General features: G+C 70.8%; 20 protein-coding genes. 7 read left to right on the top strand and 13 right to left on the bottom strand.

The window, feature by feature from the left end:
- Nucleotides 1-35 precede the first annotated feature (35 nt).
- The 6 genes from whiA to ACIQNU_RS07355 form a co-directional block, all read right to left on the bottom strand.
- Nucleotides 36-1025, bottom strand: coding sequence for a DNA-binding protein WhiA (gene whiA / locus ACIQNU_RS07380; RefSeq protein ID WP_401361904.1), 990 nt, complete (start codon nucleotides 1023-1025; stop codon nucleotides 36-38).
- Nucleotides 1016-2077, bottom strand: coding sequence for a uridine diphosphate-N-acetylglucosamine-binding protein YvcK (yvcK, locus tag ACIQNU_RS07375; RefSeq protein ID WP_401361901.1), 1062 nt, complete (start codon nucleotides 2075-2077; stop codon nucleotides 1016-1018). Before yvcK ends, whiA begins: the two co-directional genes overlap by 10 nt.
- On the bottom strand, nucleotides 2074-3135 hold the full coding sequence (gene rapZ, locus ACIQNU_RS07370; RefSeq protein ID WP_401361898.1) for an RNase adapter RapZ: 1062 nt from the start codon (nucleotides 3133-3135) through the stop codon (nucleotides 2074-2076). Before rapZ ends, yvcK begins: the two co-directional genes overlap by 4 nt.
- Entirely contained in the window at nucleotides 3132-5144 is a 2013-nt protein-coding gene (uvrC, locus tag ACIQNU_RS07365) for an excinuclease ABC subunit UvrC (RefSeq protein WP_401361895.1), read from the bottom strand. The genes rapZ and uvrC overlap by 4 nt, the downstream gene beginning before the upstream one ends.
- 104 nt (nucleotides 5145-5248) lie before the next feature.
- Complete coding sequence (locus ACIQNU_RS07360; protein WP_401362537.1) at nucleotides 5249-6052, bottom strand: hypothetical protein; 804 nt, start codon at nucleotides 6050-6052, stop codon at nucleotides 5249-5251.
- 17 nt (nucleotides 6053-6069) lie between these two features.
- The gene (locus tag ACIQNU_RS07355; protein ID WP_401361893.1) at nucleotides 6070-6765 is read right to left on the bottom strand and encodes a papain-like cysteine protease family protein; all 696 of its coding nucleotides are present in this window, start codon (nucleotides 6763-6765) and stop codon (nucleotides 6070-6072) included.
- Nucleotides 6766-6993: 228 nt separating this feature from the next.
- On the opposite strand from ACIQNU_RS07355, the gene ACIQNU_RS07350 reads away from it, so the two are divergent.
- Nucleotides 6994-7959, top strand: coding sequence for a hypothetical protein (locus ACIQNU_RS07350; protein WP_401361892.1), 966 nt, complete (start codon nucleotides 6994-6996; stop codon nucleotides 7957-7959).
- A 59-nt stretch (nucleotides 7960-8018) separates the two neighbouring features.
- Here ACIQNU_RS07350 and ACIQNU_RS07345 read toward each other — a convergent pair whose 3' ends face one another.
- Entirely contained in the window at nucleotides 8019-8444 is a 426-nt protein-coding gene (locus tag ACIQNU_RS07345; RefSeq protein WP_401361889.1) for a Rieske (2Fe-2S) protein, read from the bottom strand.
- A gap of 271 nt (nucleotides 8445-8715) precedes the next feature.
- On the opposite strand from ACIQNU_RS07345, the gene ACIQNU_RS07340 reads away from it, so the two are divergent.
- On the top strand, nucleotides 8716-9825 hold the full coding sequence (locus ACIQNU_RS07340) for a LacI family DNA-binding transcriptional regulator (RefSeq protein WP_401361886.1): 1110 nt from the start codon (nucleotides 8716-8718) through the stop codon (nucleotides 9823-9825).
- Nucleotides 9822-10736: a carbohydrate kinase gene (locus ACIQNU_RS07335; protein WP_401361884.1), complete on the top strand. Its 915-nt coding sequence runs from the start codon at nucleotides 9822-9824 to the stop codon at nucleotides 10734-10736. The genes ACIQNU_RS07340 and ACIQNU_RS07335 overlap by 4 nt, the downstream gene beginning before the upstream one ends.
- A 65-nt stretch (nucleotides 10737-10801) precedes the next feature.
- Here the strand turns inward: ACIQNU_RS07335 and uvrA are convergent, their stop codons facing one another.
- Complete coding sequence (gene uvrA, locus ACIQNU_RS07330) at nucleotides 10802-13897, bottom strand: excinuclease ABC subunit UvrA (protein ID WP_401361881.1); 3096 nt, start codon at nucleotides 13895-13897, stop codon at nucleotides 10802-10804.
- Nucleotides 13898-14178: 281 nt separating this feature from the next.
- On the opposite strand from uvrA, the gene ACIQNU_RS07325 reads away from it, so the two are divergent.
- From ACIQNU_RS07325 to aroQ, 4 genes are all read left to right on the top strand, one after another.
- Nucleotides 14179-14883, top strand: a complete 705-nt coding sequence (locus ACIQNU_RS07325) for a maleylpyruvate isomerase family mycothiol-dependent enzyme (RefSeq protein ID WP_401361878.1) — start codon at nucleotides 14179-14181, stop codon at nucleotides 14881-14883.
- A gap of 97 nt (nucleotides 14884-14980) precedes the next feature.
- Nucleotides 14981-15631: an MBL fold metallo-hydrolase gene (locus ACIQNU_RS07320; RefSeq protein WP_401361875.1), complete on the top strand. Its 651-nt coding sequence runs from the start codon at nucleotides 14981-14983 to the stop codon at nucleotides 15629-15631.
- A gap of 102 nt (nucleotides 15632-15733) precedes the next feature.
- Nucleotides 15734-16129, top strand: coding sequence for a hypothetical protein (locus ACIQNU_RS07315; protein ID WP_401361872.1), 396 nt, complete (start codon nucleotides 15734-15736; stop codon nucleotides 16127-16129).
- Nucleotides 16130-16214: 85 nt separating this feature from the next.
- Nucleotides 16215-16682, top strand: coding sequence for a type II 3-dehydroquinate dehydratase (aroQ, locus tag ACIQNU_RS07310; RefSeq protein WP_401361870.1), 468 nt, complete (start codon nucleotides 16215-16217; stop codon nucleotides 16680-16682).
- Between the two features lie 13 nt (nucleotides 16683-16695).
- On the opposite strand, the gene ACIQNU_RS07305 is transcribed toward aroQ, so the two are convergent.
- The 5 genes from ACIQNU_RS07305 to uvrB form a co-directional block, all read right to left on the bottom strand.
- Nucleotides 16696-17796, bottom strand: a complete 1101-nt coding sequence (locus ACIQNU_RS07305) for a calcium:proton antiporter (protein ID WP_401361867.1) — start codon at nucleotides 17794-17796, stop codon at nucleotides 16696-16698.
- Nucleotides 17797-17934: 138 nt separating this feature from the next.
- On the bottom strand, nucleotides 17935-18921 hold the full coding sequence (locus ACIQNU_RS07300; RefSeq protein ID WP_401361864.1) for a TerC/Alx family metal homeostasis membrane protein: 987 nt from the start codon (nucleotides 18919-18921) through the stop codon (nucleotides 17935-17937).
- Between the two features lie 291 nt (nucleotides 18922-19212).
- Nucleotides 19213-21207: a TerD family protein gene (locus ACIQNU_RS07295; protein WP_401361861.1), complete on the bottom strand. Its 1995-nt coding sequence runs from the start codon at nucleotides 21205-21207 to the stop codon at nucleotides 19213-19215.
- 70 nt (nucleotides 21208-21277) lie between these two features.
- Nucleotides 21278-21856: a TerD family protein gene (locus ACIQNU_RS07290; protein WP_389891304.1), complete on the bottom strand. Its 579-nt coding sequence runs from the start codon at nucleotides 21854-21856 to the stop codon at nucleotides 21278-21280.
- Nucleotides 21857-22049: 193 nt separating this feature from the next.
- The gene (gene uvrB, locus ACIQNU_RS07285) at nucleotides 22050-24191 is read right to left on the bottom strand and encodes an excinuclease ABC subunit UvrB (protein WP_401361857.1); all 2142 of its coding nucleotides are present in this window, start codon (nucleotides 24189-24191) and stop codon (nucleotides 22050-22052) included.
- Nucleotides 24192-24208: the final 17 nt, after the last annotated feature.

Below are 24208 nucleotides of genomic sequence, written 5' to 3'. Positions count from 1 at the left end.
GGCTGGGGGTGCCGGTACGAAAGGGCCGCCGGAGGTCAGCCGACCAGGTTGTCGGCCATCTCCTCGGTCAGATTCGACTCCGTCCCCGGAATCCCCAGGTCGGACGCGCGCTTGTCGGCCATCGCGAGCAGACGGCGGATCCGCCCGGCGACCGCGTCCTTGGTCAGCGGCGGGTCGGCGAGCGCGCCCAGCTCCTCCAGGGATGCCTGCTTGTGCTCCATCCGCAGCCGTCCGGCCGCCGCGAGGTGCTCCGGCACCTCCTCGCCGAGGATCTCCAGGGCGCGCTGCACGCGCGCGCCGGCGGCGACGGCGGCACGCGCCGAGCGGCGCAGGTTGGCGTCGTCGAAGTTGGCGAGCCGGTTGGCGGTGGCGCGCACCTCGCGCCGCATCCGCCGCTCCTCCCACGCCAGCACCTGCTCATGCGCGCCGAGCCGGGTCAGCAGCGCACCGATCGCGTCGCCGTCACGGACGACGACCCGGTCCACGCCCCGTACCTCACGGGCCTTCGCGGCGATCGAGAGGCGGCGGGCCGCGCCGACCAGCGCGAGCGCCGCCTCGGGTCCGGGGCAGGTCACTTCGAGCGAGGACGAGCGGCCCGGCTCGGTGAGCGAGCCGTGCGCCAGGAAGGCCCCGCGCCAGGCCGCCTCGGCGTCGCAGGTGGCCCCCGAGACCACCTGCGGCGGCAGACCCCTGATGGGGCGCCCACGGCCGTCCACGAGACCCGTCTGGCGGGCCAACTGGTCGCCGCCCGCGACGACCCGGACCACGAAGCGCGAGCCGCGGCGCAGTCCGCCGGGCGCCATCACGATCAGTTCGGAGCTGTGTCCGAAGATCTCCAGGATGTCCCGCTTGAGCCGGCGCGCCGCCATCGCGGTGTCCAGCTCCGCCTCGATCACGATGCGCCCGCTCACCAGGTGCAGCCCGCCCGCGAACCGCAGGATCGACGAGACCTCCGCCTTTCTGCAGCAGGTCCGGGTGACGGGAAGCCGGGAGATCTCGTCCTTCACCGCTGCCGTCATCGCCATGGGCCGATCCTTCCATGCATCCGAAAAATACGGTCGTACGCGGCGGCCAACAGCTCCGGGTCATGCCTCGGGCTGCCGTCGGGCCGGGCCACCGGGGCCAGCTCGACCGCGGCGCCGAAACCCTCGGCTGCCTCGGTCAGCGACTCCCGGTCGGGCACGGCTGCCTCGTCGGCCAGCACCACGTCCAGGGCGAGTTTAGGGGCGTGTCGTCCCAAAACCTCCAAATGACGCTGCGGGGAGAACCCCTCGGTTTCGCCGGGCTGCGGGGCGAGGTTCAGCGACAGGACGCGGCGCGCCTTCGTCCCGGCCAGCGCGTCCCGCAGCTCCGGCACCAGCAGATGCGGGATCACCGAGGAGAACCAGGAGCCGGGTCCGAGCACCACCCAGTCGGCGTCGAGGACGGCGGCGACGGCCTCGGGGACGGCCGGCGGGTCGTTCGGCACCAGGTGCACGGACTGCACCTCGCCGGGCGTGAGCGCGACGGTGGCCTGGCCGCGGACCGTGTCGACGTCGTCCGGGCGGGCCGGGTCGTGGCCGCGTACGAGCGCCTCCAGCTCCAGCGGTACGGCGGACATCGGCAGCACCCTGCCGTGCGCGCCGAGGAGCTTTCCGACCAGGTCAAGGGCCTGCACATGGTCGCCGAGCTGTTCCCACAGGGCGACGATCAGGAGGTTCCCGACGGCGTGGCCGTGCATCTCGCCCTGGGACTGGAAACGGTGCTGGATGACGCGCGCCCAGGTCTGGCCCCAGTCGTCGTCGCCGCAGAGCGCGGCCAGCGCCTTGCGCAGATCGCCGGGCGGCAGCACACCCAGCTCGTCACGGAGCCGCCCGCTGGAGCCGCCGTCGTCGGCGACCGTGACGACGGCGGTGAGGTCTCCGGTGATCCGGCGGAGCGCGGCGAGCGACGCCGACAGGCCCATGCCGCCGCCGAGCGCGACCACCTTCGGCTGGGTGCCGCGGCGGCGAAACCGCTCGGGCTTTTCACCCGGATGGACGGGGGTGGTCCCCCGCAGCCGGCCCAGTCGGCTCAGCCGGAGCGTGCGTGCGGTCATTCGCGGCCCATGTCCCGGTGGACGACGACGGTCTCGACGCCTTCCGATGCGAGGCGCGCGGCGAGCTTCTCCGACATGGCGACGGAACGGTGCTTGCCGCCCGTGCAGCCGACGGCGATGGTCACATAGCGCTTGCCCTCGCGGCGGTACCCGGCGGCGATGAGCTGGAGCAGCTCCGCGTACCGGTCGAGGAACTCCTTGGCGCCCGGCTGGTTGAAGACATAGCCGGCCACCTCCTCGTTGAGGCCGGTGAACGGGCGCAGTTCGGGCACCCAGTGCGGGTTCGGCAGGAAGCGCATGTCCACGACGAGGTCGGCGTCGACGGGCAGGCCGTACTTGAAGCCGAACGACATCACCGTCGCCCGCAGCTCGGGCTCCTCCTCGCCGGCGAACTGGGCGTCCATCTTGGCGCGCAGTTCGTGGACGTTGAGGCTGGAGGTGTCGATGACCAGGTCGGCGTCGCCGCGCAGTTCGCGCAGGAGTTCCCGCTCGGCCGCGATGCCGTCGACGATGCGGCCGTCGCCCTGGAGGGGGTGCGGGCGGCGGACCGACTCGAAGCGGCGCACCAGGGCCTCGTCGGAGGACTCCAGGAAGACGATGCGCCGGGTGACGCCCTTGGTCTCCAGGTCGGCGAGGGATTCGCGCAGGTTGTCGAAGAAGCGCCGGCCCCGGACGTCCACGACGACGGCGATCCGCGCGACATTGCCCTGCGAGCGGGCGCCCAGCTCGACCATGGTGGGGATCAGCGCGGGCGGCAGGTTGTCCACGACGAACCAGCCGAGGTCTTCCAGACACTTGGCGGCGGTGGACCGTCCCGCGCCGGACATGCCCGAGATGATCACCAGTTCGGGGATCGCCGCCTCGGGGACACCCGCGGCGTCGATGGTCGCGCCCGTACTCACCTGTGCTCCGCTCTCGTCCGGCTCCGCCGCCGTGCCCGGTTCCGCCGCCGCGTCCGGTCCCGCGGCTGTGTCGCCCTCCGCGCGCGCGTCGCGGTCCTCGCGTTCTTCGCGCGCGGTGTGTTCCTCATGCGCGGTGTGCGCGTCGTGCTCGTTCATGGCTCCTGCCCCCGTCGCTGGTCCGAGGCGCCCGCGGACACGGGTTCCTCGTCTTCAATGATCTCTCCGGTCGCCGTGTTCACGGCGGGTGCGACGGGCGCCGCCCGCGCGAAGGCGGCGGCGATCGTCTCGGCCGTCTTGCGGCCTATCCCGGGGACCTCGCAGATCTCGTCGATTGTGGCGGACCGCAGCTTCTTCACCGAGCCGAAATGCTTGATCAACGCCTGTTTGCGGGTCTCGCCGAGACCGGGCACGTCGTCCAGCGGGCCCGCCCTGAAGCGCTTGGCACGCTTCGCGCGCTGGTAGGTGATGGCGAAGCGGTGTGCTTCGTCACGTACGCGCTGGAGCAGATACAGGCCCTCGCTGGAGCGCGGCAGGACCACCGGGTCGTCCTCGTCGGGCACCCACACCTCTTCGAGGCGCTTGGCGAGGCCGCAGACGGCGATGTCGTCGATGCCCAGCTCGTCCAGGGCCCGGTGCGCCGCCGCGACCTGCGGCTGCCCGCCGTCGACCACGACGAGCTGCGGCGGATAGGCGAAGCGGCGGGGCTTCCCGTCGTCGTCCGTGAGGCCACCGGAGCCGTCGTCCCCCGCCCACTCGCCCGTCTTCTCCTGCTCGGCGAGGTACCTCTTGAAGCGCCGGGTGATCACCTCGTGCATGGACCGGACGTCGTCCTGGCCCTCGAAGCCCTTGATCTGGAAGCGGCGGTACTCGCTCTTGCGGGCGAGGCCGTCCTCGAAGACGACCATCGACGCGACGACGTCGTCGCCCTGGAGGTGCGAGATGTCGTAGCACTCGATCCGCAGCGGGGCGCTGTCCAGGTCGAGCGCCGCGGCGATCTCCTCCAGCGCGCGCGAGCGCGTGGTGAGGTCGGACGCGCGCTTGGTCTTGTGCAGGACGAGTGCCTGCTGGGCGTTGCGCGCGACGGTCTCCATGAGGGCCTTCTTGTCGCCGCGCTGCGGGACGCGCAACGACACCTGCGACCCGCGGCGCCCGGTGAGCCACTCCTGGACCGGTTCGGCCGGCTCGGGCAGCGCGGGGACCAGGACCTCCTTGGGCACCGAGTCCCCGGTCTCCTCGCCGTAGAGCTGCTGGAGCGCGTGCTCCACGAGGTCACCCGTGGTGACGGCCTCGACCTTGTCGGTGACCCAGCCGCGCTGTCCGCGCACGCGCCCGCCGCGGACGTGGAAGATCTGGACGGCCGCCTCCAGCTCGTCCTCGGCGACCGCGATGAGGTCCGCGTCGGTGGCGTCGGCGAGCACGACGGCGTTCTTCTCCATCGCCTTGCGCAGCGCCTCGATGTCGTCGCGCAGCCGGGCCGCCCGCTCGTACTCCATGTCGTCGGCGGCCTCCTTCATCCGCTGTTCCAGACGGCGGATGTAGGTGCCGGTGCGGCCGGCCATGAAGTCGCAGAACTCCTCGGCCAGTTCGCGGTGTTCCTCGGCGGAGACACGACCGACGCAGGGCGCCGCGCACTTGCCGATATAGCCGAGGAGGCAGGGGCGGCCGGTCCTGGCGGCGTTCTTGAACACCCCGGCGGAGCAGGTCCGTACGGGGAAGGCCCGCAGCAGCAGGTCCACCGTGTCGCGGATCGCCCACGCTTGGCCGTACGGCCCGAAGTAACGCACGCCTTTGCGTTTCTGTCCGCGCATCACCTGCACGCGCGGGAACTCCTCGTTCATCGTGACGGCGAGGTACGGATAGCTCTTGTCGTCGCGGTACTTGACGTTGAACCGAGGGTCGTACTCCTTGATCCAGGAGTACTCCAGCTGAAGCGCCTCGACCTCCGTGGACACCACGGTCCACTCCACGGAGGCCGCGGTGGTCACCATGGTGCGCGTGCGCGGGTGCAGATTCGCCAGGTCCTGGAAGTAGCTCGCGACGCGCTGGCGCAGGCTCTTGGCCTTGCCTACGTAGATCACGCGCCGGTGCTCGTCGCGGAACTTGTAGACCCCCGGCGAGTCGGGGATCTGTCCCGGCTTGGGGCGGTAGCTGGAGGGGTCTGCCATGCCTCACACCCTACTGGCGACCACCGACAGGACGCGGTCCCGGCGGCCGGTCCACGGCCGCCGGGACGACGCCCCACCGGGACGCCGGCGGGGCGTGCCGCGCGTCACCTGCCCGCGTTGCCCCTGCGGCGCAGCGCCGCGCCGCCTATCAGCACCAGCGCGGCCAGCGCGCCGAGCCCGGCCAGCGCCGATGCCACGGCGACGGGACCGCCCATGCCGTCCCCGGGCTCCGGGGACGCCGACGCGGGCTGCTCCGGTGACGCGCCGTATCCGCCCGCCTTGCCGGACTTCGCGTACGCCGATCCGGCGAGCTTGTCCCCGTAGGCGCGGTGGACCCGGTCGCGGTAGGCGTCGAGCGTGGTGCCCTTCGCGCCGATCGCCCGGCGCGCGTCCTCGTCGAGCGGCACCACGCGCGCGTGGCGCTGGACGTACCAGGCGTCGATCTGCGGTTCCTGGAAGACGGTCCCACCGGGCAGCTCGCGCTCGCCGAGGGCCGCGTACCGGGTCTCGTCGTCGCCGGATGCGATGTTCACGACCCGCCAGGCGCCGTCCAGCCGCGCGGTCCACAGCGATGCCTTCTGCCCGTCGGACGCGACGGCCTCACTGGCCAGGTACTCCAGGTCGGCGACGGGGGCGTCCGCGCGGCCCGCGACGAAGTCCGCCGACAGCTGGTACACGGGCACGGCCTCGCCCTCGATACGGGGCTGGGCCGCCGCGCGCGTGAGGGCGCCGTCGCGCGCGAAGAAGCGGGCCAGCGTGTCGAGCGTCGCGGGGTCCGTCGCCACCTTGTGGGCGGCGGCGAGGGAGGCGTTCGACGGGGCTCCGTCGGCGCTGGCCTGCGGGGCGGCGAGACCCAGTACCAGGGTCGCCGCGGTGCCGGCGAGCACGGCTCGCGGAATGCGTCGCATCATGCGTCTCACTGTTCTCACGCCCCGATCCTGTACAGCGAGTGGGTCCAGCTGAAGGTGTTGTTGTCGACGTACCACGCGTGCGAGGCCCAGTTGTAACGTGTGTTCGAAGGCCAGGGGTCGCCCCAGTAGACGAAGCTGTTGGCGTCGTCGTAGCCGTACAGCACGTGCATGTGGCCGCCGCCGCTCGACCATTGGATGCGGGTCTCCACGGGCCGGTTCGCATTGATCTCGCTCTGCACGGTCGGGTAGCGCAGCCAACCGGTCACGTAGGAGCCCGGGTTGATGCCCGCCCAGCTCAGGCCCGTCTGGACGTTGCCGAGGGTGGCCTGCGAGTTGGGGCACTCGCCGCTCTGCGAGCGCCCGAAGGCGGCGTTGCAGAACTGGTTCTGCGAGTAGCCGCGGCCGAACCAGGTGGCGATGGTGTTGCCGGCCGCCGCCCAGCACCAGTTGGTCTTCTGCTGCGCCTGCATGGTGATGTCCAGGCGCTTGGTGGCCGCCGCGCCGGTGGTGCCGGGGACGGTGGTGGTGCCGCTGACGGCGGTGGTGACCGTGTCGGCGCCGTGCGGGGCCGCCGTCGCGGTGCCGGGAAGGGCGATCAGGCTGAACGCGGCGACGGCCGCGGTGAGCAGCGAGCCGCCCGCCCGCGTACCTGTGCGTGTACGCGCTCTTGTTCCTCGTCTGGTGCCTTGAGCAGTGCTGGTGTGGCGCATCGCGATCCTCCCGCGTGGGGTGGGGGACTGGAGGAGCGCGTCCGGACGCTGAGGTTGAGCATCAAGTGTTGTCCAGTGCAGGTCAACACGCTTCAATGCGGGGGGACTCGGGGCAGTGAACGGCGGCGTACGGATGTGAACAAGACGGGTACGCCGACCTGCCCGACCCCTGCGACCGGCGCTGACGGCCCGACCAGCCGTGGTGAACATTCACAGAGAGGCCCCCGCATGCGGCACGGCACACAACCCCTGAACGGGCTGGACGGGCTCGACGCCCCGGCGGTGGAGCTGGACACCGCCCTGAGCGCGGGCCCCTTCCATGTCGCCCTGCGGGCCGCCATCGCCGCCCGCAGTCTGTCGCTCCAGCGCGTTCAGCACCACCTCGAACGGCAGGGCGTCAAGGTCGGTGTCACCAGCCTGAGTTACTGGCAGCAGGGCGCCCGCCGCCCGCAGCGCCCCGAGTCCCTGCGGGCCGTGCGCGCCCTGGAGGAGATCCTGCGGCTGCCCGAGGAGTCCCTGATCCGGCTGCTGGCGCTCCAGAGCGACGGCCCCGGCGCGGAACGGCCGCCCGCCCGCTCGTACCGCTCCCTGGTCGAGGCGTCGGGCGTCCTGGAGGGGCTGCTCGCCGAACTGGAGTCCCCGCTCGACGGCGGTCTGCACACGATCGGCCACCACGAGCGGGTACGGATCGGGGCCTGCCGCGAACTGCTGGGCCGCGAGTCGCAGCACATAGTGCGCGCACACAAGGACGGCCGCGACCGCTATGTGGCCATCCACCATGGCGACCCGGGCTGCGCCCCCGAGCGGGTCGCGGTGCACGCCCTGGAGAACTGCCGTACGGGACGCCTGCGGTGGCACTCCGAGACGGGCGTACTGGTCGCGGAACTCCTCTTCGACGCGCGCCTGCGCGCGGGGGACACGCATCTGTTCCGGTACGCCTTCGAGGACGGCACGGCGGGCGCGTCCAGCGAGTACGTACGGGGTTTCAGCTTCGCGGGCGGGCAGTACGCGCTCCAGGTTCGTTTCGCCGAGGAGGCGCTCCCCGCGCGCTGTCACCGCTTCGCCCAGCACTCGGCGGCGGCCCCCCGCAGCGGACGCAGGGAACTGACCCTGAGCGGCCGGCACCGCTCGGTCCACTTCGTGGAACAGCAGGTACGCACCGGACTCCTGGGGATCGGCTGGGACTGGGACTGACCCCTTCCCGTACCGGCCGTGTCCCGTACCGGCCCTGTCCCGTACCCGCCCTGCCCCGTCTATGCCTCGGGGCCCGCGACCAGCTTGCCGGCCTTGACGGTGACCGGGACCTCGGGCAGCGGCACGGTGGCCGGATCGCGCAGGACCTCTCCGGTCGTGGCGTCGAACTTGCTGCCGTGGCACGAGCACACCAGTTCGGTGCCGTCCAGCCTGTCGATGGGGCACTGCGCGTGCGTGCACACCGTGCTGAACGCCTTGTAGGTCCCGTCGTCCGCGTGCGTGACCACGACCCGCTTGTCGGAGAACAGCTTGGTGGCGCCCTTGGGTACCTCTCCGGCGGGTCCCAGGTCGACCGGTGCGGTCGGCGTCGCGGAGGCCGTGCGGCCGGACCCGGTCGAGCAGGCGGTGAGACCCAGACAGGCGACGGGGGCGACGGCGGCCCCTCGCAGCACGGTGCGACGGCTGGGGATCGGGCGGCCTGACATGGCGTCTCCACGGGTTCTGCGCCGCCCGGCGACGTTCACGCGCGCGGGAGGACCGGCTCTCTTCCGTGGCGACGATACCGGCACGGATCGTTCCGGTGAGGGCCGGGGGCGGCGTGTATGTGGCGGGAACACATGTCAGACACCAGTGCATACGTAAACGCTTACGCAAGCGTTTACGTCGGTCGGGAAATGGGATAGCTTCCGGCGTGCGCGGGCAGAGGTCGGAGGGGCCGGACGCAGGGCAATGTCCGGGCGGGCGGGAGGGGTTGAGATGGCGACGATGGTCGATGTGGCACGGCGCGCCGGGGTCTCCACGGCGACGGTGTCGCACGTACTGAACGCGACGCGGACGGTGCTCCCCGAGACCCGCCGTGCGGTGCTCGACGCGATCGAGGAGCTGGGCTACACGCACAACACCCTCGCGCGCTCGCTGGTGACCTCGCGGACGCGCTCGATCGGCCTCGCGGTGTCGGCGATCAGCAACCCGTACTTCACGGAGATCCTGCAAGGGGTCGAGTCCCGCGCCCTGGAGCACGGATACAGCCTGCTGATCGCGGACCCGCACGACGACCCGGCGCATGAGCGCGAGGTGGCCCGGCTGCTGCACGAACGCCGCGTCGACGGCCTGATAGTCGCGCCGTCCGCCGAGCCGTCGGGCCTGGTCGAGTACGTACGGAGCCGGGCGGTGCCGACCGTCTTCCTGGACCGGATCGTGGACGGCCCCTTCGACCAGGTCTGCGCGGCCGGCGGCGAACAGGTCGACACGTTGGTACGGCATCTCGCGGACCTCGGGCACCGCCGGATCGGGCTGATCGCGGGGCTGCCGGGGCTGAGCACCACGTCCGAGCGGATCACCGGGTACCGCACGGGTCTGGCGGGCGCAGGACTCGCGTACCGCGACGACCTGGTGGCCAGCGGACACTCGGAGGCGGGGGCCGCCGAGCGGGCGACCCGGGCGCTGCTTGCGGTGCCCGCGCCGCCGACCGCCCTGGTGACCGCGAACAACGCGATGACCATCGGCGCCCTGCGCGCCCTGCGGGACCTCGGTCTGAGGGTGCCGGAGGATCTGGCCCTGGTCTGCTTCGACGACTTCTCCTGGGCGGACCTGTTCTCGCCTCGGCTGACCGCCGTGGCCCAGCCGAGCCGGGAGATCGGCGAGACCGCCGTACGGCTGCTGCTGGAACGGCTCGCGACGCCCGGCGCGCCACCGCGGACCGTACGGCTGCCGTGCACCCTGATCCACCGCACGTCCTGCGGATGCCCGGACGTCCCCCGCCCGCGCCCCGCCGCACCCCCCTCCCCCTCCCCCTCACCCTCCTCCCCCGTCTCCACCATCTCCCCCGTCACCCCGTACGCCACCGAGAAGGGAACCATGTCGTGATCGTCGTCGCCGGAGAGGCCCTGATCGATCTGGTGCCCGAGGGGGCGGGCGCGCTGGCGCCCCTGTCCCCTCGGCTCGGTGGCGGTCCGTACAACACGGCCGTGGCGCTGGGCCGACTGGGCGCCCCCACGGCTTTCTGCTCGCGGGTGTCCGCCGACGCGTTCGGTGAATCCCTGCTGGCGGGGCTGCGGGACGCCGGGGTGGACGTGGCGTCCGTGCAGCGCGGGCCCGAGCCGACGACGCTCGCCCTGGCCAGCCTCGGAGCCGACGGTTCCGCCGCCTTCTCGTTCTATGTGGAGGGCACGGCGGACCGCCTTTTCCGGGCGCCGGAGCGGCTTCCCGAGGGGACACGGGCGGTGTCGTTCGGTACCTGTTCGCTGATCCTCGAACCGGGCGCGAGCGCGTACGAGGAGCTGATGCGGACGGCGTCGGCGCAGGGCGTGTTCACCACCCTGGATCCGAACATCCGCACGAGTTTGATCGCGGACCCGGACGCATATCGTGCTCGTTTTCGGTCCTGGCTGCCGTCGGTCGGTCTGGTGAAGCTCTCGGTGGAGGACGCCGCGTGGCTGGGCGGCTCCCCCAAGGAGTGGCTGACGGCGGGTCCCGGGGCCGTGGTGATCACGCGCGGCGGCGACGGGATGTCCGTACTCACCCGGGACGGCGCGGAGTTCGCGGTGCCGGGCGAGCGGGTCGAGGTCGTCGACACGATCGGCGCGGGCGACACGGTGAACGCGGCGCTGCTGCACCGGCTGGCGGCGCACGACGCGCTGTCGGTGGCGGCGGTGGCCGCGCTGGGTGAGCCGGAGTGGCGGGACATCCTCGGGTACGCGGCCCGTGCGGCGGCCCTGACCTGCTCCCGGCCGGGCGCGCAGCCGCCGTACGCGTGGGAGTTGGAGGAGTCCCGGTAGCGGACGGGCCCGGGAGCGAAGAGGGCGGCCGTCATGAGACGGCCGCCCCTGGTCCCGCTCCCGGCTCAGGTCTTCCGCGCCCGAGCCGCCTTCTTCGCCGCGACCGCCTTCTTCGTGGCTGCCTGCTTCGTGGCGGCGGCCTTCGTGGCGGCAGCCGTCTTCTTCGTGGCGGCCGTCTTCTTCGTCACCGCGTTGGCCTTGCTCACCTGGCTCACGGAGTTGACCTCGGCCGCCGCGACGGTCCTCGCCGAGGCCGCCTTCGCCGCCGTCTTCCTGGCGGGCTTCCGGCGCGCCGGAGGCACCTCCGCGTCGCTGATGCCCTCCGGGGTCACGATGCCGCGCAGGAACTTGCCGGTGTGGCTCGCCGGAACCGCCGCGATCCGCTCCGGGGTGCCCTCGGCGATGACCAGGCCACCGCCGTTGCCACCCTCGGGGCCCATGTCGACGACCCAGTCGGCGGTCTTGATCACATCGAGGTTGTGCTCGATGACGATGACCGTGTTGCCCTTGTCGACCAGGCCCGACAGCACGGTGATGAGCTTGCTGATGTCCTCGAAGTGCAGGCCCGTGGTGGGCTCGTCCAGGACGTACACCGTGCGGCCCGTGGAGCGCTTCTGCAGCTCCGACGCGAGCTTCACGCGCTGCGCCTCACCGCCGGAGAGCGTCGGCGCGGACTGGCCGAGCCTGACGTACCCGAGACCCACGTCGTTGAGGGTCCGCAGGTGCCGTGCGATGCCGGGCACGGCCTCGAAGAAGTCGAGTGCCTCCTCGATGGGCATGTCCAGGACCTCGGCGATGGACTTGCCCTTGAAGTGGACCTCCAGGGTCTCCCGGTTGTAGCGCGCCCCGTGGCAGACCTCGCAGGGGACGTACACGTCGGGCAGGAAGTTCATCTCGATCTTGATGGTGCCGTCGCCTGAGCAGTTCTCGCAGCGACCGCCCTTCACGTTGAACGAGAAGCGGCCCGGCTGATAGCCGCGCACCTTCGCCTCGGTGGTCTCCGCGAACAGCCTGCGGACGTGGTCGAAGACTCCGGTGTACGTCGCCGGGTTCGAGCGGGGGGTACGGCCGATGGGCGACTGGTCGACGTGCACGACCTTGTCCACCAGGTCGTCGCCGTCCACGCGCGTGTGCCGCCCGGGAACGCTCCGGGCGCCGTTCAGCTCGCGCGCGAGGTGCGTGTACAGGATGTCGTTGACCAGGGTCGACTTTCCGGAGCCCGAGACACCGGTGACGGCCGTGAGGACGCCCAGCGGAAACGAGACGTCGATGTCCTGGAGGTTGTTCTCCCGCGCGCCGTGCACCGTGAGCTGCCGGGTCGGGTCGACCGGGCGGCGGATGTCGGGCATCGGGATCGACTTCTTGCCCGACAGATAGGTGCCGGTGATCGACTCGCTGTTGGTGAGGAGGTCCTTCAAGGTGCCGCTGTGGACGACCTTGCCTCCGTGCTCACCGGCGCCGGGGCCGATGTCGACCACCCAGTCGGCGACCTTGATGGTGTCCTCGTCGTGCTCCACGACGATGAGCGTGTTGCCCATGTCGCGCAGCCGGACCAGGGTCTCGATGAGGCGGTGGTTGTCGCGCTGGTGGAGGCCGATGGACGGCTCGTCCAGGACATACAGCACGCCGACCAGGCCCGAGCCGATCTGGGTCGCCAGGCGGATGCGCTGTGCCTCGCCGCCGGAGAGGGTGCCGGCCGCGCGGTTGAGCGACAGATAGTCGAGGCCGACGTCCACGAGGAACCGCAGCCGTTCGTTGACCTCCTTGAGGACGCGTTCGGCGATCTTCTTGTCGCGTGCGTCCAGCTTCATCGCGCCGAGGAAGTCCGCGCAGTCGCTGATCGACATCGCGGAGACCTCCGCGATCGACTTCTCCATGACGGTGACGGCCAGGACGATCGGCTTGAGCCGGGTGCCCTCACAGGTGGGGCAGGGCACCTCGCGCATATAGCCCTCGAAGCGCTCCCTGCTGGTGTCGCTCTCGGCCTCGCTGTGCCGCCGCTTCACGAACGGCACGGCACCCTCGAACGGCGTGGTGTACACCCGCTCGCGGCCGTAACGGTTGCGGTAGCGCACCTCGATCTGCGTCTTGTGCCCGTACAGCAGGGCCTTCTTCGCGCGCTGCGGCAGCCCCGCGAAGGGGATGTCGGTCCGGAAACCCAACGCGTCCGCGAGCGCCCCGACGAGCCGCCCGAAGTACTCCTTGGTGTGCCCGTGCGACCAGGGGTGGATGGCGCCCTCGTCCAGGGACTTGTCCTCGTCCGGGACGATCAGCTCGGGGTCGACCTCCATACGGGTGCCGATGCCGGTGCAGTCCGGGCAGGCGCCGAAGGGCGAGTTGAACGAGAAGGACCGGGGCTCCAGCTCCTCGAACGACAGATCGTCGTACGGGCAGTACAGGTGCTCCGAGTACATCCGCTCGCGCTCGGGGTCGTCCTCCGCGAGGTCCACGAAGTCCAGCACGACCATGCCGCCGGAGAGGCCGAGCGCGGTCTCCACGGAGTCGGTGAGCCGCCGCTTGGCGCCATCCTTGACGGTGAGGCGGTCGATGACCACCTCGATGGTGTGCTTCTCCTGCTTCTTCAGCGTCGGCGGGTCCGAGAGCTGAATGGTCTCGCCGTCGACCCGCGCGCGGCTGTAGCCCTTGGTCTGGAGGTCGGCGAACAGGTCGACGAACTCTCCCTTGCGCTCCCGCACCAGCGGCGAGAGCACCTGGAACCGGCTGCCCTCGGGCAGCTCCAGGACCTTGTCCACGATGGCCTGCGGCGACTGCCGGGTGATGGGGCGCCCGCACTCGGGGCAGTGCGGCTTGCCGATCCGCGCGAAGAGCAGCCGCAGATAGTCGTAGACCTCGGTGATGGTCCCGACGGTCGAGCGGGGGTTGCGCGAGGTCGACTTCTGGTCGATGGAGACCGCCGGGGACAGCCCCTCGATGAAGTCGACGTCCGGCTTGTCCATCTGACCGAGGAACTGCCGGGCGTACGAGGAGAGCGACTCGACGTAGCGCCGCTGCCCCTCGGCGAAGATCGTGTCGAACGCGAGCGAGGACTTGCCCGACCCGGACAGACCCGTGAAGACGATGAGCGAGTCACGGGGGAGGTCGAGCGAGACGTTCTTGAGGTTGTGCTCGCGCGCGCCACGGACGATGAGACGGTCGGCCACGCCGGTCCGCACCTTTCTTGAGTGAAGCTCTTGAGTGAAGCGAGGGGGCGGGGCCCCGTCTTCTCAGACTTGTCCGCTCGGACTCCGGACTCGTCCGTTCAGACTATGAGGGGCCGCCGTCAGCGAGGGACAGGATCGTGTGCTTGGCGGGATCCGGTTCATTCAATCCCGGACTACCAAGGATGCCCGATGCCTCGACCGAGCTTATAGCACGTGCATTCGATTTGAGGGGGCAAGGTGCCACCTTCACCCGAACGTGTGGCGGAGCTATCGTCGGACCCATGAACGATCATGTGCGCGACCTGGCGTCTGTACGTGACGCGACCGAGCGGCTCCTCACCGCAGCCGCCAAGATGGACAACGCTTCGCTCGCCGAGCCGTCACGGCTTCCGGGCTGGACCCGTGGACACGTCCTCGCTCATCTGGCGCGGAACGCCGACGCCCTGGTGAACGTCTTCACGGGCCGGCCCATGTACGCGAGCGCCGCGGCACGCGACGGCGACATCGACCGGGACGCCCCCAGGGAGCTGGCGGTACAGCTCGCGGACGTCCGGGAGAGCGCGGCCCGGTTCCTGGCCGCGACGGACGGACCGGCGGACTGGTCCCGCACGGTGGAGCTGCGCAACGGTGTGACGGACTCGGCCTCGCGCATCCCGTTCCGCCGTCTCGCCGAGGTCGAACTCCACCATGTGGATCTCGGTATCGGATACGAGCTGGAGGATCTGCCCGCCGAGTTCACCCAGCAGGAGATCAACTTCCTCGCCGAGCGGTTCCGCGGTCACGCCGACGTACCGGCCGTGCTGATCCGGCAGGACGACGGGCGCGCGATCCCCACCGGGCGCCACTCCGCCGAGGACACGGCGGACGGGGAGCCGGTGACCGTGGTGGGCCGCCAGGCCGATCTCCTCGGCTGGCTCGCGGGCCGGCGAGACGGCTCCGGGCTCACCGCCACGGGCGGTCCGCTGCCGGCGCTGCCTGCGCTGTGAGCGGCCGGGGCTGAGGGGGCCCGGCCTGAGGGGGCCCGGACTGCGGGGGTCCAGGGAACTCCCCCGTGCCACGGGGCCGCTGAGTAGGCTGAACTCCATGACGTACAGCGGAGCGGTGAAGGTCGGCGGTCCTGCGGATGTACACGAGTTGCAGAACCTGATGATCTCCAAGGTCGCGGTCGGCCCGATGGACAACAACGCCTATCTGCTCCGCTGCCGGGCCACGGACGAGCAGTTGCTGATCGACGCGGCGAGCGATGCCGGGACCCTGCTGACGCTGATCGGTGACGACGGCATCGCGTCCGTCGTCACCACGCACCGCCACGGTGACCACTGGCAGGCGCTGGCCGAGGTCGTCGCGGCGACCGGCGCCCGCACGTACGCGGGCCGTCTCGACGCCGAGGGCATCCCCGTCCCGACGGACGTACCGCTCGACGAGGGCGACACGGTCCGCGTCGGCCGGGTCGAACTGCGAGCGATCCACCTGGTCGGCCACACACCGGGATCCATCGCCCTGGTGTACGACGACCCGCACGGCCACCCCCACGTCTTCACCGGCGACTGCCTCTTCCCGGGCGGCCCCGGTCGCACCACACGCCCCGCGGACTTCCAGAGCCTCATGACGGGCCTGGAGGCGAAGGTGTTCACCCTGCCGGACGAGACCTGGGTATACCCGGGCCACGGCAACGACAGCACCCTCGGGGCGGAACGCCCGCATCTCGCGGAGTGGTGGGCGCGGGGCTGGTAGACGGCGGCCGTCGAACTGGACGATCCGTCGGCGGCCCGACGCGCCTCACGCCGTATCTGCTTGAATGCGGCCCAGCCTGCCGTCCGTCACCGGGAGACCCGTATGCGTCGCACGCTCGCTGTGACCGCCCTCGCCGCCGGACTGCTGCTCGTCGGGTGTTCCGAGGAGCCGGAGCCGATCACCGGGGAGTGGGCCGCGGACGGGCCGCAGCCGCCGGGGTTCTCCGACTTCGCGGACGGGTCGATGATCCGCGTCGACAAGAACGGCAAGGCAGTACTCGGCACCTCGCCGACAAGGCTGTGCGGGGACGCGAAGGTGACGGCGAAGGACGAGGGCGACGGCGGAGGCGACGCGTACCGCATCGCGTTCAGTGCCGCGTGCATCACGGTCAACGTTCCGGTGAGCCTGGAGGTCGTGGTCGACGGGGACACCTTGGAGGCCACCCCCACGGGCTCGCAGGGCGGAGAGCCTTTCCGCTTCCGGCGTGCCGACGGGTAGTGCGGTCCCCGCGGGGCCCCTCCGAGAGGCCCCGGGCCGCGTGATAGACCTCCCCTGACGCGCTGATCCGACCGGAGGTCCCGCCATGACCCGCACCCCTCGCACCCTCGCTTCCGCACCCGTCATGATCCTCAACGGACCCAACCTGAACCTCCTCGGCCAGCGCCAGCCCGAGATCTACGGGAGCGACACCCTCGCCGACGTCGAGGCCCTGTGCGCCAAAACGGCCGCCGCGCACGGCGGCACCGTCGACTTCCGGCAGTCCAACCACGAGGGCGAACTGGTCGACTGGATCCACGAGGCCCGCCTGCACCACAGCGGCATCGTCATCAACCCCGCCGCCTACTCGCACACCTCGGTCGCCCTCCTCGACGCCCTCAACACCTGCGACGGGCTGCCGGTGGTCGAGGTGCACATCTCCAACATCCACCAGCGCGAGGAGTTCCGGCACCACTCGCACGTGTCCCTCCGCGCGGACGGCGTGATCGCCGGGTGCGGGGTGCAGGGGTACGCGTTCGCGGTGGAGCGGATCGCGGCGCTGGCCGGCCGGTGACCGCCCCCGGCGTCTAGGGATTGACGGCCAGTTCCAGATACGCGGCCAGGAGCACCAGGTGGACTCCGCCCTGGAGGGGGGTCGCGCGGCCCGGGAGGATCGTCAGGGTGCTGACCACGACGGTCAGTGCGAGCAGGACCATATGGGTGGCGCCGAGGCCGAGGACGAGCGGTCCGGAGAGCCAGATGGAGGCGACGGCGACGGCGGGGATGGTCAGGCCGATGCTCGCCATCGCGGAGCCGAGGGCGAGGTTGAGGCTGATCTGCACCCGGTCGCGGCGGGCGGCGCGCGCGGCGGCGATGGTCTCCGGGAGCAGCACGAGCAGCGCGATGATCACACCGACCACGGAGTGGGGCATTCCGGCCGCTTCGACGCCGGATTCGATGGTCGGCGACACCCCCTTCGCGAGGCCGACGACGCCGACGAGGGCGAGCGCCAGGAAGATCAGGCTGATGACGGCGGTGCGGGTGGAGGGGGCCTCGGCGTGCTCCTCGGAGGCGATCACCTTGCCTTCGCGGTTGATCGGCAGGAAGTAGGAGCGGTGCCGGATCGTCTGGGTCGCGACGAACAGGCCGTACAGAACCAGGGATGCCAGCGCGGCGAAGGTGAGCTGCGAGGTGGAGAACTCGGGGCCCGGCTTGCTGGTGGTGAAGGTCGGCAGGACCAGGCTGAGCGTGGCGAGGGTGGCGACCGTGGCGAGGGCGGCGCCGGTGCCCTCGGGGTTGAAGACGGCGACCCGGTGGCGCAGTGAGCCCATGAGCAGGCTCAGTCCGACGATGCCGTTGCAGGTGATCATCACGGCGGCGAACACGGTGTCGCGGGCGAGCGTGACGCTCTTGTCGCCGCCGTCGACCATCAGGGTCACGATCAGCGCCACTTCGATGATCGTGACGGCGACCGCGAGGACGAGGGAGCCGAGCGGTTCACCGACACGGTGGGCGATGACTTCGGCGTGATGGACGGCGGCGAGGACGGCGGCGGCGAGCACCAGCGTGACGAGGGCGACCCCCGCGCCGGGCAGGCTGCGCCCCCAGGTGAGGACGAGAAGGACCACGGCCAGTACGGGTACGACGGCGGTCCACTGCGACGCTAGCGCCCGGAGCCGAACGATCATGGTGGTGATGCTTCCAGACCCTTCCGGCACCCGCATTCCGGTGGTGCCGCCGCCGCGGTGGCGTCCTGGACATGGGTCGGGCGCCCCACGTCGCCGTGGGGCGCCCGACCTTTTGTTCCGCTATTTGTTCGGCGCGGGTCAGATGTCGACGCTGTCCCGGCGGGCCGCCTCGGCCTCCACCTGCGCCTTCTTCTTGGAGGCGTACAGGCTGGTGATCGTGGTGACGATCAGGACGGCGCAGATCACGCCGAGCGAGACCGGGATGGAGATCTCGGGGACATGGACACCGGCCTCGTGCAGCGCGTGCAGGAACAGCTTCACGCCGATGAATCCGAGGATGACCGACAGGCCGTAGCTCAGGTGGACGAGCTTCTTGAGCAGTCCGCCGATGAGGAAGTACAGCTGACGCAGGCCCATCAGGGCGAAGGCGTTGGCCGTGAAGACGATGTACGGGTCCTGGGTCAGGCCGAAGATCGCCGGGATGGAGTCGAGCGCGAAGAGGACATCGGTGGTGCCGATGGCCAGCATGACGACCAGCATGGGCGTCATCACGCGCTTGCCGTTCTCCTGGATCCACAGCTTGGTGCCGTGGTACCGGTCGGCCACGCCGAAGCGCTTCTCGGCGGCCTTGAGCAGCCGGTTCTCCTCGAAGTCCTCGTCGTCCTCGTCGGCGCGCGCCTCCTGGATCAGCTTCCAGGCGGTGTAGATGAGGAAGGCGCCGAAGATGAAGAACACCCACGAGAAGTTCGCGATGATCGCGGCGCCGGCGGCGATGAAGATGGTGCGGAGCACGAGGGCGATCAGCACACCGAACAGCAGCACGCGCTGCTGGTACTGCGTCGGCACCGCGAACTTCGCCATGATCAGCACGAAGACGAAGAGGTTGTCGACGCTGAGGGACTTCTCGGTGATGTAGCCCGCGAAGAACTCTCCGGCCGGCTGTCCGCCGCCGAAGATGAGCAGCCCAAGGCCGAACAGGGCGGCCAGCACGATCCAGACGATCGTCCAGATTCCGGCTTCCTTGATCGATACGTCATGGGGCTTGCGGCCGATGAAGAAGTCGGCCGCGATGAGGGCACACAGGCCCACCACGGTGAGGACCCATAGGGTCACGGAAACATCCACTGCGCCTCCGGCAGTACGTAACGGCAGGTATCCAGCGTCGTCCGCTGCCGGAGGTCTCTTCCACCCGAGAACTGACTCGGGCCGACGCCCCGGGATCCGATGTCGGATCCGTATTGACGGGCGCGCCGCAGGTTAGGGAGTACTCCCCTCCGCACTGAGAAGAGTACCCGAAACACCAAGGAAAGGTAAAGCGATTAGTAAAGTGATGACAAAGTCCGCTGGTCAGGGCGTTGTCAGCGTCAAAGAAACGTCAAGATGATCACCGTTGGGAGGCAGAAGTTCGGACGGGGATCACTGGTTCCAGGGGCGGCGGGCCGCCGCCACCCGGGACAGCACCTGGCCGAGCACCTGACTCCCGGGCGGGACGATCGGCGGCTCGTACGTCCAGGTGTGGCCGACCCAGGGATCGGCCAGATGGTCGTCCACGACCGGCGTGAGCCGCAACAGGGAGCGCCACAGGGGGTCGAGCAGCGGCCCGTACGCGGCGGCGTCCTCGCGGTCGGCGACCATCATCAGATGGACGCCGACGTCCGGGCCCTCGTCGGCGAGATAGCGCAGTTGGGTCACGGCGCGGTCGTCGAAGCCGTGCGGGAAGTCGTTCACCACGAGGAGGTGCTGCGCGGTGTCCACGTCCGGCGGCAGGGCGTCGGCGGCGCCGCTGCGGAGCGCCATCTGTACGAGGTCGACGCGGCGGGTGAGCTGCGCGAGCAGCGCGGTGGTTCCGGCCGCTCCGGTGGCCGGGGGCTCGGCGAGCACGCCCGCGCTCACGAGCGGGGCGAGGGATCCGGTGGCCGCGCCCGCCGCGTCGATGACGTGCACCGCGAACTCGCCCGCCGGATAGACCGCGAGCAGCCGTGCGGCGTGCGCGACGGCGGTGTCCATGGCGAGGCGGCGCAGTTCGCCGCTGTCGGCGAAGGTCGTGGCTCCGGACGCGAGGCGGCCACTGTCGATCCACAGCCCGCGCTCCAGGGGCAGCCGGACGAGCATGGGGATGCGCAGCCGGTCGCTCTCGGGGAGGTGCAGATCGCCGAGGCGCACGGCCATCGGGATCTCCATCGGGACGGAGTACGCGTGCCATGCCGGGTTGTCCCAGCGGGCGTAGGCCGCGGGCAGGGCGGGTTCCACGACGGCCGATTCGGCGGTGAGGTGGGCGATGTCCCGGTCGAGCGCCTCGCGGGCCCGGTCGACCAGGGAGGCGTGCTTGGCGCGGGCGGCCTCGCGGGCCGCGTCGCCAGCGCCGCCGATGCGGCTGCGCGGGTCGGACAGCGCGCTGTCCAGCTCCTGCTCACGGCGGGAGTCCGCGAAGTCGACGGCGCTGCGATACGCGGCGGTGGTGCGGGCCAGGTCTTCGAACATGCCCCAGACCTGGTTGTAGAGCCGCTCCTCCATGGACCAGCCGGTCGCGTCCCCGGCGACGGGCCGCGCGCTCTCGCCGGGGCGGGACGGCGGTGCGGCGGGCGGGGGCGGCGGGGGCGCGCCCGTACGGCGGCCGGGGTGCTGGTAGTCGACGGGGCCGCCCGGTGGCTGGGGTGCGGCGGCGGACGGGGTCCGGGGTGCCGTGGGCTGTCCGGCGGCGGGGGTGGCGTCGGGGGTACGGCCGGGCTGGACGGGTTGGCCGGGCTGACCGGTGCCGCTCTGGGCCGGGTGGTCGGCGGCGGTGTTCGCCTCGGACCGGGTGGTGCGGACGCGGGTGTCGCCGGACGGCCGGGGCGGCGGGGGCGCGACCGAGCGGGCCAGGCCGCGGGCCACGGCGTCGTTGATGGCGGCGGCGAGGTCCTTCGCCTGGGGCAGGCCCTGGTCGGCCAGCATGTCGGTGAGCCCGCCGGCGTACCCCTGCCCGACGGCGCGGACCTTCCAGGCTCCCTGCCTGCGGTACAGCTCCATGGCGACGACGGCGGATTCGGCGTCGAGGCCCGTGACGGTGTAGCTGGCGACCTCGGCGCCGTCCAGGCCGGTGACCGCGACAAAGGGGGCGGGAAGCGCGCCGAACCGGACCGGCCCGCCGACACCCATGGGCAGCGCGAGCAGCACATGGACCCGGCCCACCTGATCGGGCAGCGCGTCGAGGTCGACGGCGAGCCGGTGGTCGGCCGCCGCCTGCTGGGACACCTCAAGTCCCGGCAGGGTCGGCGCACCCGGGTGGGCCACCCACTCGGTGCCGAGGACCTTTCCCTGGTCGTCGGCGAGCGTGGCCCCCGCCACGACCGGCCTGCCGACCGACACCCGGATCTCCAGACGGGTCTGGGTGAGGGGGTGGTTCTGCCCCCGGACCAGCTCGGCCGTCATCGCCTTTGTCCCCCTTGTCGGGCCACCGCGCCTGATCGCGGCGGCTGTCCACGTGCTGTGACTACGCGTCCTACAGGTGCGGCAGGATCGCCGGCATCAGGTCCTGGAAGGTCCGGCCGTTGGCGGGAGTGCCGATGGCGGTCATCGCCCAGCCGGAGCCCGCCCGGTGCACCTTCGCCATGATCTGCGCGGTGTACTGGCCGCCGCCGTCCAGCGTGTAGCGCGCCAGCTCCTGGCCGTTGGTCTCGTCTACGAGACGGCAGAAGGCGTTCTGCACCTCCTGGAACGTCTGGCCGGTGAACGAGTTCACCGTGAAGATGATCTGGTCGATGTGGACCGGGACGCGCTGGAGGTCCACGAGGACGGACTCGTCGTCCCCGCCCTGTCCCGCACCGCCGACGAGGTTGTCACCGGTGTGCCGCACCGAGCCGTCGTCGCTGACGAGGTGGCGGAAGAAGACGACGTCCACGGGCTGCTTGTCGGCGAACAGCACCGCCGACGCGTCGAGGTCGATCTCCCGGGTGCGCGAACCGAACAGGCCCCGCCGGGGAGCGGCCTGCCAGCCGAGCCCCATACGCACCGCGGTCAGGGTGCCCCCGTCGCTCTTCTGCAGGCTGATGGCCTGACCCTTGGTCATGTTGACCGTCACGCGCTGTTCCCCTCTCGAACTGTCCCCTGCACCGCAGTCTCATGCGGTTGCCCCGAACCCTACGCAGGACCACTGACAACGCCGCACCGTGGACGGCACTTTGTGTCGGTCTTGCAACACAGGGTGGGGCGCGGCGGCGTACGACGGCCGGCGGGACCGGTCCCTCGCGGCCGAACCGGTCCCGCTCGCCCCGTCAGGCGATGCCCGCCTCCCGCATCTGGCGCAGTTCCTTCTTCATCTCCGACACCTCGTCGCGCAGCCGTGCCGCGATCTCGAACTGGAGATCCGCCGCGGCGGCCCGCATCCGGTCGGTCATCTCCTCGATCTGCCCGGCGAGTTCGGCCGCGGGACGGTCCGTCGGCACCGTCTCCTTGGCCTTGCCCCGGCCCTTGGCGCCGCCGCGCTTGGCCGCCGCCGAACCGAGCGCCGGGACCGGCGCCTTGGTGGGCTTGCCGTCCTTCGACTTGCGGTAGCCGCTGCCGAGAAGCTGCTCGGTGTCGATCTCCTCGCGCGCGATGGTCGCGACGATGTCGTTGATCTTCTTGCGAAGGGGCTGCGGGTCGATGCCCCTCTCCTTGTTGTACGCGACCTGCTTCTCGCGGCGCCGGTTGGTCTCCTCGATGGCCTTCTCCATCGCCGGGGTGATCCGGTCGGCGTACATGTGGACCTGGCCGGAGACATTGCGCGCCGCGCGGCCGATGGTCTGGATCAGTGAGGTGCCGGAGCGCAGGAAGCCTTCCTTGTCGGCGTCGAGGATCGACACCAGGGACACCTCGGGCAGGTCGAGGCCCTCACGGAGCAGGTTGATGCCGACGAGGACGTCGAACTCGCCCGAGCGCAGCTCCCGCAGCAGCTCGACGCGGCGCAGGGTGTCGACGTCGCTGTGCAGATAGCGGACCTGGATGCCGAGTTCGATGAAGTAGTCGGTGAGGTCCTCGGCCATCTTCTTGGTGAGGGTGGTGACGAGGACGCGCTCGTCCTTCGCGCTGCGCTCGCGGATCTCGTGCACCAGGTCGTCGATCTGGCCCTCGGTGGGCTTGACGACGACCTCGGGGTCGATCAGCCCGGTGGGGCGGATGATCTGCTCCACGTACCCGTCCGCGCGCGAGAGTTCGTACTTGCCCGGGGTCGCCGACAGATAGACGGTCTGGCCGATGCGCTCCTGGAACTCCTCCCACTTCAGCGGGCGGTTGTCGAGGGCGGACGGCAGCCGGAAGCCGTGGTCGACGAGGGTGCGCTTGCGCGAGGCGTCGCCCTCGTACATCGCGCCGATCTGCGGGACCGTGTTGTGCGACTCGTCGATGACGAGCAGGAAGTCGTCCGGGAAGTAGTCGATGAGGGTGTTCGGCGGGGAGCCGGGCTCACGGCCGTCGAAGTGCATCGAGTAGTTCTCCACGCCGGAGCAGGAGCCGATCTGGCGGAGCATTTCGAGGTCGTAGGTGGTGCGCATGCGCAGCCGCTGGGCCTCCAGGAGCTTGCCCTGCTTCTCCAGGTCGGCGAGGCGGCCCTCCAACTCCTTCTCGATGTCGTTGACGGCGCGCTCCAAGCGCTCCGGGCCCGCCACGTAGTGCGTTGCCGGGAACACGTACAGATGGTCGTCGTCGGAGATGACCTCGCCGGTGAGGGGGTGCAGGGTGGAGAGCGCCTCGATCTCGTCGCCGAACATCTCGATGCGGACGGCCAGTTCCTCGTAGACCGGGAAGATCTCGATGGTGTCGCCGCGCACGCGGAAGGTGCCGCGGGCGAACGCGGTGTCGTTGCGCGTGTACTGGATGTCGACGAAGCGGCGCAGCAGGTCGTCCCGGTCGATCTGGTCGCCGAGCTTCAGGGAGACCATCCGGTCGACGTACTCCTGCGGTGTGCCGAGGCCGTAGATGCAGGAGACGGACGCGACCACGATGACGTCGCGGCGGGTCAGCAGGGAGTTCGTCGCGGAGTGGCGCAGGCGCTCCACCTCCTCGTTGATCGAGGAGTCCTTCTCGATGTAGGTGTCCGACTGCGGGACATACGCCTCGGGCTGGTAGTAGTCGTAGTACGAGACGAAGTACTCGACGGCGTTGTTCGGGAGGAGTTCCCGGAATTCGTTCGCCAACTGGGCGGCCAGGGTCTTGTTCGGTGCCATGACCAGGGTGGGGCGCTGGAGCTTCTCGATCATCCACGCGGTGGTGGCGGACTTGCCGGTTCCGGTGGCGCCGAGCAGGACGACGTCCTTCTCGCCCGCACGGATGCGACGGTCCAGTTCGGCGATGGCCGCCGGCTGGTCGCCGCTGGGCTGGTAGGGGCTGACGACCTCGAAGGGCGCCACCGAGCGTTCGATCTTGGATACGGGCCGCATGGATTCCACGGTACGAC

The organism is Streptomyces sp. NPDC091292, from assembly GCF_044757265.1.
In the GTDB taxonomy this organism is placed as follows: domain Bacteria; phylum Actinomycetota; class Actinomycetes; order Streptomycetales; family Streptomycetaceae; genus Streptomyces.
Note: the sequence above shows the minus strand (reverse complement) of the source record. Positions and strands in the feature narration are given on the sequence as shown.